Annotated in this window: 10 protein-coding genes and 1 pseudogene; 1 reads left to right on the forward strand and 10 read right to left on the reverse strand. The window is 69.5% G+C overall.

Annotation, left to right across the window (positions count from 1 at the left end; genetic code table 11):
• Nucleotides 1-95: 95 nt before the first annotated feature.
• The 10 genes and pseudogenes from NBX02_RS02515 to NBX02_RS22870 form a co-directional block, all read right to left on the reverse strand.
• Nucleotides 96-503, reverse strand: a complete 408-nt coding sequence (locus NBX02_RS02515; RefSeq protein ID WP_250286411.1) for a type II toxin-antitoxin system VapC family toxin — start codon at nt 501-503, stop codon at nt 96-98.
• Nucleotides 494-763: a hypothetical protein gene (locus tag NBX02_RS02520; protein WP_250286410.1), complete on the reverse strand. Its 270-nt coding sequence runs from the start codon at nt 761-763 to the stop codon at nt 494-496. Before NBX02_RS02520 ends, NBX02_RS02515 begins: the two co-directional genes overlap by 10 nt.
• A gap of 254 nt (nt 764-1,017) precedes the next feature.
• Nucleotides 1,018-1,347, reverse strand: coding sequence for an FKBP-type peptidyl-prolyl cis-trans isomerase (locus NBX02_RS02525; protein ID WP_250286409.1), 330 nt, complete (start codon nt 1,345-1,347; stop codon nt 1,018-1,020).
• Between the two features lie 330 nt (nt 1,348-1,677).
• Nucleotides 1,678-2,061, reverse strand: a complete 384-nt coding sequence (locus NBX02_RS02530; protein ID WP_250286407.1) for a type II toxin-antitoxin system VapC family toxin — start codon at nt 2,059-2,061, stop codon at nt 1,678-1,680.
• Nucleotides 2,058-2,306 carry a type II toxin-antitoxin system Phd/YefM family antitoxin gene (locus NBX02_RS02535; protein ID WP_445548219.1) on the reverse strand — a complete coding sequence of 83 codons (249 nt, stop codon included), beginning with the start codon at nt 2,304-2,306 and terminating at the stop codon, nt 2,058-2,060. Before NBX02_RS02535 ends, NBX02_RS02530 begins: the two co-directional genes overlap by 4 nt.
• A 48-nt stretch (nt 2,307-2,354) precedes the next feature.
• Nucleotides 2,355-2,597, reverse strand: a pseudogene (locus NBX02_RS02540) (hypothetical protein); the annotation flags it as partial.
• A gap of 220 nt (nt 2,598-2,817) precedes the next feature.
• A complete protein-coding gene (locus tag NBX02_RS02545) occupies nt 2,818-3,864 on the reverse strand; it encodes a peptidase (protein ID WP_250289812.1) in 1,047 nt (348 codons plus the stop codon).
• 16 nt (nt 3,865-3,880) lie between these two features.
• The gene (locus NBX02_RS02550; RefSeq protein WP_250289813.1) at nt 3,881-4,420 is read right to left on the reverse strand and encodes a hypothetical protein; all 540 of its coding nucleotides are present in this window, start codon (nt 4,418-4,420) and stop codon (nt 3,881-3,883) included.
• 376 nt (nt 4,421-4,796) lie between these two features.
• Nucleotides 4,797-5,981, reverse strand: coding sequence for a M56 family metallopeptidase (locus NBX02_RS02555; RefSeq protein ID WP_250286402.1), 1,185 nt, complete (start codon nt 5,979-5,981; stop codon nt 4,797-4,799).
• Nucleotides 5,982-6,063: 82 nt separating this feature from the next.
• Nucleotides 6,064-6,693 carry a BlaI/MecI/CopY family transcriptional regulator gene (locus NBX02_RS22870; protein WP_445548220.1) on the reverse strand — a complete coding sequence of 210 codons (630 nt, stop codon included), beginning with the start codon at nt 6,691-6,693 and terminating at the stop codon, nt 6,064-6,066.
• 209 nt (nt 6,694-6,902) lie between these two features.
• Here NBX02_RS22870 and NBX02_RS02565 point away from each other — a divergent pair.
• A partial coding sequence (locus NBX02_RS02565) for a cytochrome ubiquinol oxidase subunit I (protein ID WP_250289814.1) occupies nt 6,903-7,976 on the forward strand: 1,074 nt, incomplete at its 3' end.

The raw sequence follows: 7,976 nt of genomic DNA on the forward strand, positions 1-7,976 counted from the left end.
CGAAGGCGTGAAGCGCCTGACCGGCTCTCGTCGCCGCGGCCTTGTTGCCGGTGTCCGCTTTGTTCTGTGGCGTGAGGGCCGGATTCCGCTGATGTCTATGTGATGAGTTCGATGGCGCAGCGGGGGCCGGCCGCGGCGACGTACTTGGCGTCGCAGGTGAGAAGGACCGCGTCGATCTGTTCCGCCAGCGCGACGTAGCCGGCGTCGTAGGCGGTCATGTTTTCCCGCAGTTCCCAGACGCGTTGAGCGGTCGGTCCGCCGAGCGGTTCACGACGGATCGGCAGGCGGATCAGGTTGGCGATGAGCGTCGGGGTGTGCTCGGCGAGACGGCGCGTACGTCGGGCCAGGCCGCGGAGCGCCGAGATGACCTCGATGTCCAGGTGGGCAGGGGCGTAGGAGGCGTCGCCGCCGACGATCCGGTCCCTTGCCGCCTTGCGCCGAGGGCTGTCGTCCCCGGCGAGCAGATCGACGATCACGGACGCGTCGACGACGATCAGCCCCACCGTGCATCCTCCGCATCACGGACCGTGCGCACGGCGACGACCGCGTCGTCCGTTGTGAGCCCAATGGAGGCGCGGGTGCTGTCGATGTCGGCGAGCACTTCGTCCATGGTCGGGGTACTCGCCTCGCGGCTGAGCACGTCGAGCAGGTAGGCGTTCAGCGACTGCCGGCGCGCCTTCGCGCGGGCAGCCAGGGTGGCGCGTACCCGAGCCGGGAGGGCTCGGACGGTGAGATTGGTCGTGATCTCTTCGGTAGAGCTCATGACGTCATTCTAACGTCAAAACAGCGTTACTATAGTAGTAGATCATGCGGGCTGCGCACGTCGCCGCTCGTGCGGATGGGCAGTGGACCATCGGATCGGGCGGACCCGGCTACCGCCTGGCCGCGCGCTCCCTGCCGCCCTGCCGGGGTAGCACCTCGTGCGTACCAGTGATCAGATGCTGCCCGCGGCCTGCCGCCGGGTCGTCCGAAGAGCCCGGCTACGGTGCTGGTATCCCCCCTGTACGGACCGCCCTTTCAGGCATTTATGCCGAGCAGTTCCACTTCGAAGCGGAGAGTGGAGTTGGGCGGGATGACGGGCGGGAAGCCGCGGGCGCCGTACGCGAAGTCGGGTGTGACGGTGAGCACCGCCTTCTGGCCGAGCGACAGCTGAGGGACCCCCTCGTCCCACCCTTTGATCACCTTGCCGACGCCGATCTGGGTCACGAACGGCGAGCCTCTGTCACGGGACGAGTCGAACTTCGTGCCGTCGAGCAAGGTGCCAACGTAGTGAATCTGCACGGTGTCCCCCTTCCCGGGGAAGGTCTTGCCGTCTCCCGGCGAAAGGGTCTCAACCGACACGCCCATGCGACCAGCCTTTCCTCGATGATGGGACCAGCCCCAGCAGACCTGCCCTGGCTGGAGCCGAGCACGCCGCCGTCACGGATCTCCGCACCCCGCGGGCAGGAACCGGGGCGTCCAGGGAAGTATGTCAGTCAGGCGAACTTACCTTCTCGACGCTCGTTCGAGCCTGCTCGTCCGACGGCCCGCCACAGCAGCCGATCAGGCCGCTTCGGTGAAGCTGCCGCGCGCCTCCTGCCGACGATCGGCCGCATTCTGGCGGGCCGCGCTCTGAGGCGAGCGGTGCGGCGCCGCCTGCCGCGCGGTGAGCGACGGAGTGGTGGGCAGCCTGGACTTCTAGATCGTTATGATGTCGATGAGGTCCTCGAGGCCGGCGAGGCCGGCGGCGTTGCGGGTGTAAACGCTGGCTTCGTGGGCGTGCGCGGTGGCCGCGATCAGCAGGTCCATCGTCCGGGCGCGCGGTTGGCGTCCGATCTCGACGACGCGAGCAGCGAGCCGGCTGTAGCTGTCAGCGACGGCATCATCGACGGGTAGCGGGTCGAACCGTCGTTGCAGTGCGCTGAGACGGGTGAGTCGGTTCGCGCGGACCTCGGAGGTCTTCGCGACCAGGACGCCGAACTGAAGCTCGGCGATGCTGATGACGCTGACCGCGAGTTCGCCGGGGATCGGCGCGACATCGGTGGCGACCAGCACGCTGGTGTCAAGGATGCCGCGGTTCACCGATCTTCCCAGGGGTCTGTGACGGTGCCGTCGACGAGGTCGCGATCACCGGGCCAGTCGGTGTCGGCCGGCAGAGCGAAGACATCCGCGAGGTCGTCCCAGCGTCGCCATGCGCGCGGGGTCATCGGGCCGAGAACGGCCGCCGGCCGGCCGGAGACGGTGATGGTCAACCGCTCGCCGGCCTGGGCGCGCCGCACCAGTTCGCTGGCGTTCTGCCGCACCTCACGAAGCCCTATCTCATTCACCTTTCCAGGATAGCACTTGTGCTACCTGCTGGCGTGGGCTGAGCTGGTTCAGGTGGTGGCTACCAGCACGTCCTCTCCGGTTGACGGGCGCAGGCCGTCGGTCCGACCGGCGAAGTAGCGCTCGGCGAGCGCGGTTCCCGACACGTGTCGGACGTCCTTGAAGCCGGCTTCGCGGGCCAGCGCCAGCATCTCGTCCGGCGTGTAGAAGCTGATGAACGGTGTGCCGGCTGCTTCCGTGGTCCCGTGACGGGTGTCCTCGAACGGGGAGACCATCTCGACGGCGGGGCCGGGACGGAACGCGTCCGCCTTCTACTGGAGAAAGCGGATGTCGGTGTCACCGGTCAGGTGCCACGACCGGTTGAGCAGAGTGCACTCGCCGACGGCACCGGGCCCGCCTGCCCGTCCTCCGATCAATGATCTGCGAGCGATATCGACGACAGGCCACTCGCAGGATCAATCTTGCTCCGCTCTCGTTGTCTTCAGCCAGCTCCGGGGGAGGAATCGAGGTTGGTCAGGATTCCGCGGTTGTCCGGGTCCGGGACGCTCGGCGGTTTCGGCGCAGGATGGTGAATGCCAGGGCTGCGAGCAGCAGTACGGCGATGCCGATCGCGCCTGTGAGGTAGTTCCTGCTGGCTGTCGATGTTGTCTTTACGGGCGCGGGCGTACCGGGGTGACGGGGGAAGGTGACAGTGGCCTGGGCGCTCTGTTCGGTGAGTCCGCTTTTGAGGTGGATCCGTGCCTTCCACGGGCCGTCGGGTAGTTGGCTGTCGAGCACCACGGTGACCGGTTCGGTCTGGCCGGGGGCGAGGGTCGTGCCGAGCTTGGCTGGGAATGGCCGGGTGTTCAGGCCGCCGGGGCCTTCGGTGAGGGTGAGTTCGCCGCTCATGTCCAGAGCCCGGCCGCCGGTGTTGTGGACCTGCGCGGTGAGGACCGGCCGCCCGTCGGGCAGACGTTCCGGTGTCAGCGAGTCGATGGCGAAGTTAGGCGCTGGGGGCCCGCCTGGTCCGACGGCCAGATAGACCCGGACGCCGACCCGGTTGACCTCGACGATGCCTTTGTCCTGCGTGTCCTGCGTGTCCTGCGACGCGACCGTGCTGCTGGTCTCGGCCCAGATCCCGGCGTAACGCTCTCCGGGGGAGGCGTCGCGGGGGACCGTGATGGTCGCCGTGACGGGGGCGGAGGCGCCAGGCGGCAGGATCAGGGTGTCAGGGCTCAGGCTGATCCAGGTGGTCAGGTCGTTGTGAGTGTGTCCGGCGGCGACGTTGAACGTCCCGTTCTCGACCGAAGCCGCGCCCGGATAGACCGTCAGCCGTGCTTCCGAACCACTTTTGTTGGTGACTTCGATATGCCGATGGATCACGGCGCCCAGCGGCAGGTAGTCGACGATGTAGATCCGTGCCCGCGGGTTTTCCTGTTCGCTGGTCGGGGCGTCGAGCAGCCGGATGCCGATACTTCCCGGTCGGGAATCCGTGGCTCGCGCGGGTGCGGTGAGCGCACCTGTGGCCGGGATGAGGATCCCGGCCACAAGCACGGCGAGTGTGGTCAGAACACGTCGCACGGTGGATTACGCTCCGTCAGATGACCGAGTGGGTGACGACCGAGCTGTAGGTTCCGGAGATCGCCCCTGCGGGAATGGTCGCGGTAATGGTCGGATTCCACGTGGCCGTGTTGTCGCCCCCACCAGGCCATGTGGGGTTGAGCACGACCGGGTTCTGCGGGGTCGTGGAAAGCGTCAGGGGTGTGGTGATCGTCCACTGGCTGATCGGGATTCCGGTGGATGTGACGACGCCGGTGTCGTACGAGGCGGCGAGAGTGTGCGTCCCGTTTTGGAATGGTGTCGCCGAGACTGACGCGGTCCAGGACGCGGGGTCGACGCTGCGGTTGTCGGTGACCGTTACCGAGCCCAGCTGGCCGCTGAGCGTGGACGAGGTCACTGCTCCCGTGGCGAGCGTGACCGGGCCGGCCGGCACGCTGATGTCGAGCGTTCCCCCGGTCAGGTCGAAGTTTGCCGTGGTATTTCCGGATCCGGCTGCCGCGGCGGGTAGTGCGGTGGCGGTGGCCAGGACTACGGCCCCCAGGAGAGCCGTCGTGATTTTGCGCAAAGTATGCCTCACAGTGGCGATTAACTAGGTGTCCATATTTGGACGAAATTGACCCAGTCTGGGTCGCAAGTCAGAAGATATTACTCTCAGTACATGGTTGTCAACCATGAGTAGCGTAACGTGTCGTGGTGGTGTCATGGCCGGCATGACCGGCAGGTCGCGCAAGGCCGTACCACGGGGCGCTGGCGTGATCCATCTGGCTTTGACCCGCGGTGGCCATGGGGGCCATAGGGGCCGCAGGGGCCGCAGAGGCCGCAGAGGCCGCAGATGTGGACCGAGAAGCGGCACCGGAACCGGGCCACCGCTGAGTCAGGCCGGAAGGCGCGGGCTCAGGTCGGAACGCATGAGCTCGGATTGGAACGGGCCTGCCCCGTCCGGGCCTGTCCGGTCAGGTGGCCAGCAGAACGAAGACGGGGAAGGCACAGATGGCGGCGGCGGTGAGGTAGATCGCGATGTGGGCCCACAGCGGCGCCCGGCGCGTGGGCTCCAGCAGGCGCGAGATGCGTGCGATCACCGGGGCATGGATGGGGGAGGGGTGAACATGCCGGGCAGCCGGGTGGCCTGCCGTGCCACCTTGGCCGCCCTGGCCGCTACGTCCACCGCCGAGCCGCCGGTGTGCGGAGCCGGCTCGGGCTCGCAGGCCCTTGCCATGGCCGCTCGCCCGCGATGAGCGGATCATCCTGCCATGGGAGACGCCGGTGATGCCGACCGCGCCGGCCGGTACCGGGGAGCGGGCCACCCCGAGCCGGGCCAGCGCCCGGGCCAGGGTCCGGCAGCTGGTGCGGCGGGCGGCGGTGTCGTCGGCGAGCATCTCGACCAGCAGGGACACCGCGGCGGTCGCGTCGCGCGCGGGCGGGAGGAACGGGAAGGTCTGCTGCCAGGCCACGAAGGGCTGGATGACGAGGTCGTGCCGGCCGCGGGCGTGCGCCTCCTCGTGCGCGAGGACGGACTCCAGCTCGTCCTGGGCGAGCGCGGCCAGCAGCCCCCGGGAGACGACGACCCGGGTGTGACGGACGCCGGGCAGGCAGTAGGCGACCGCCACAGGATGGTCCAGGACGCGCAGCCGTCCGCGTTGGTGGATTCTTCCGGCGCAGGCGGGCAGCTCATACGGCGGCTGGCATGCCCCGGCGCTTCCCGGTTGGGCTGAGGACGCCGCTGCCGTGTCGTGATCGCGATGGCCCTGGCCGGCGAGGTCGACCAGATGGCGGTGGCGGCGGCGATGCCGCAGGGTCTGCGCGGTGGACAGGGCGAGGACGCCGAACAGCCGGGCTGCCAGCGCGGACGCCGCCCCGAGCCCGATCACGTTGATCCAGCCGAGCCCGGCGAGAGGCTCGCCGGCGGCCACGTGGCCGGCGTGGTCGAGCACGCCCAGCGGCAGGTCGGTGGAAAGCGGCGCGAACGTGAACGCGATCACCGCGAGCAGCGCCGACACCCCGCCGGCAAGGCCGATCGCCTGCCACAGCACGATCGCGGATCGTGGGCAGCGGGACGGCCAGCGCGCCCTGGCGAGCAGTCGGGGAACGGGCCATGCGAGCACGCCTGCGAACAGAGCGAGAATGGCCGCGGTCGTCATAGCGGGTGAACAGTACCTCTGCCCGCGGACAGAGGTTCGGTTTGAGCGTGTGTCGCGTCCGGTACGGCGTCCGGTGCAGAGGTCACGAGCCGGTGGCCTCCGGGCTCGAGGCCTGCGCACCCGCGATCTCCGACACGGCGGCCGTGACGCGGGTGCTCCCGGCGCCGACGCGTTCTGGCACGTCGGAGAGGCCTTCAGCGGCCTCCGCGCCGGTTGCCCCGCCGAGGGCACCGATGGCGAGGCCGTCCGCGGCGGTGGTGACGGCGGCCGGACGGGCCGAGGTGAGACCGGTCGGGATGAGACCGGTCGGGATGAGATCGGCCTCGGTGGCGGCCGCCTCGTCGCGTCCGGCCGCGGCATCCGGCGGCGGGGCGAGGGCCCGGCGCAGGATCTCGGCCTCGGCCGGGGAGACGGAGCCGACGAAGCGCACCAGCGCCGAGCCGCGGTCCTCGGTGGTGTCCAGGGCGGCGAGCATGGCCTCGGCGACAACGGCGTCCCGGCTGCTTGACGCCCGGTAGCGGTGCGCGCGCTCCGCGCGTTCCCGCTGGACGAAGCCCTTGCGCTCGAGGCGCTCGAGCACCGTGAGGACCGTGGTGTAGGCGAGGTTGCGTTCGTGGTCGAGCCGGGCCGCTACTTCGCGCGCGGTCAGCCAGACGTCGACGTCCCACAGCACGTCCATGACTGACCGCTCAAGGTCACCAAGACGCGCCATGTATCTCACTGTACGACGCGCCACGAAGTTCTGTGCCCCCATCGGGAGTCCGGGTGTGACCTGCTGCCGGTGGCGGGTGCCGCTGGCGGACGTCTCGTATTCTACAAAGCGTAGAAGTTTGACAGAACGTAGAAGATCTTTCGAGATGCTCTCTCGCTCGCGTGGGCTCCGGGTGGGCGTCGTGGGACGGGAGGCAGGAGGGATCGTGCATGATCCTCGCCGCGTCCACAGATCTTGCTCGTGGCCAGACGGCTTTCTCGCTGGCTTTCCACATCTGTTTCGCCGTCTTCGGGGTGGGCCTGCCCTGGCTGCTGCTGTACACCGAACGCCGCTGGATCCGCACGGGTGACCCGGTCTGGCTCGCCCTCACCCGTAAGTGGGCGCGGGCGTTCGCCGTGCTGTTCGCGGTCGGCGCGGTGTCGGGGACGGTGCTGTCCTTCGAGTTCGGCCTGCTGTGGCCGGCGTTCATGGCCCGCTACGGAGGAGCGCTCGGCCTGTCGTTCACGCTCGAGGGCTTCGCGTTCTTCATCGAGGCGATCTTCATCGGCCTGTACCTGTACGGCTGGAAGCGGCTGTCCCCGCGGGCGCACTGGCTGACGATGGTCCCGATCGCCGTCGCGGGCACCCTGTCCACCCTGTTCATCATCACCGCGAACGCGTGGATGAACGTCCCGCGCGGCGTGCGCGAGGCCGGCGGGCGGGTCGTCAGCGCGGAGCCGCTCGCGCCCTTCCTGTCCCCGGCTACCCCGGCACAGGTGATCCACATGCTGCTCGCGGCGCTGATGTGCACCGGCGGCGCTGTCGCCGGGGTGTACGCGGCCGGGATGCTGCGCGGCCGCCGGGACGCCTACCATCGCCGCGGCCTGCGGGTCGGCCTGGTCACGGTGCTCGCCTGCGCCCCGCTGCAGGCGGTCGTCGGGGACTGGGCGGCGCGCGTGGTCGCGGACCGGCAGCCGCTGAAGCTGGCCGCGATGGAGGCCCTGTACCAGACGCGGTCACACGCGCCGCTGACCCTCGGCGGCATCTACGACGACGCCACCGGCGAGGTCCGGCACGGCATCGAGATCCCCGGCCTGCTGTCACTGATGACCGGCTGGAGCCGGGACCACGTGGTGACGGGCCTTGTGGCCGTCCCACCCGCGCAGCGCCCGAACGCCCTGATCGTCCACCTTGCCTTCGACACGATGGTGGCCCTCGGGACGGCGCTCGTCGGGCTGGCCGTGGCCGTGGCGGTGGTGGCGGCGCGCCGCCGGTGGCGCGGCGTCCGCCCGGCGCTGCCGACC

The sequence above is a fragment of the Protofrankia sp. CiP1_Cm_nod1 genome (genome assembly GCF_920888515.1).
GTDB lineage: Bacteria > Actinomycetota > Actinomycetes > Frankiales > Frankiaceae > Protofrankia.

Coding starts and splice junctions, on each gene's coding strand:
- NBX02_RS02555 (WP_250286402.1), bottom strand. CDS start 5,981: ATGACGACCGCGGCCATTCTCGCTCTGTTCGCAGGCGTGCTCGCATGG.
- NBX02_RS02525 (WP_250286409.1), bottom strand. CDS start 1,347: ATGGGCGTGTCGGTTGAGACCCTTTCGCCGGGAGACGGCAAGACCTTC.
- NBX02_RS22870 (WP_445548220.1), bottom strand. CDS start 6,693: ATGGCGCGTCTTGGTGACCTTGAGCGGTCAGTCATGGACGTGCTGTGG.
- NBX02_RS02520 (WP_250286410.1), bottom strand. CDS start 763: ATGAGCTCTACCGAAGAGATCACGACCAATCTCACCGTCCGAGCCCTC.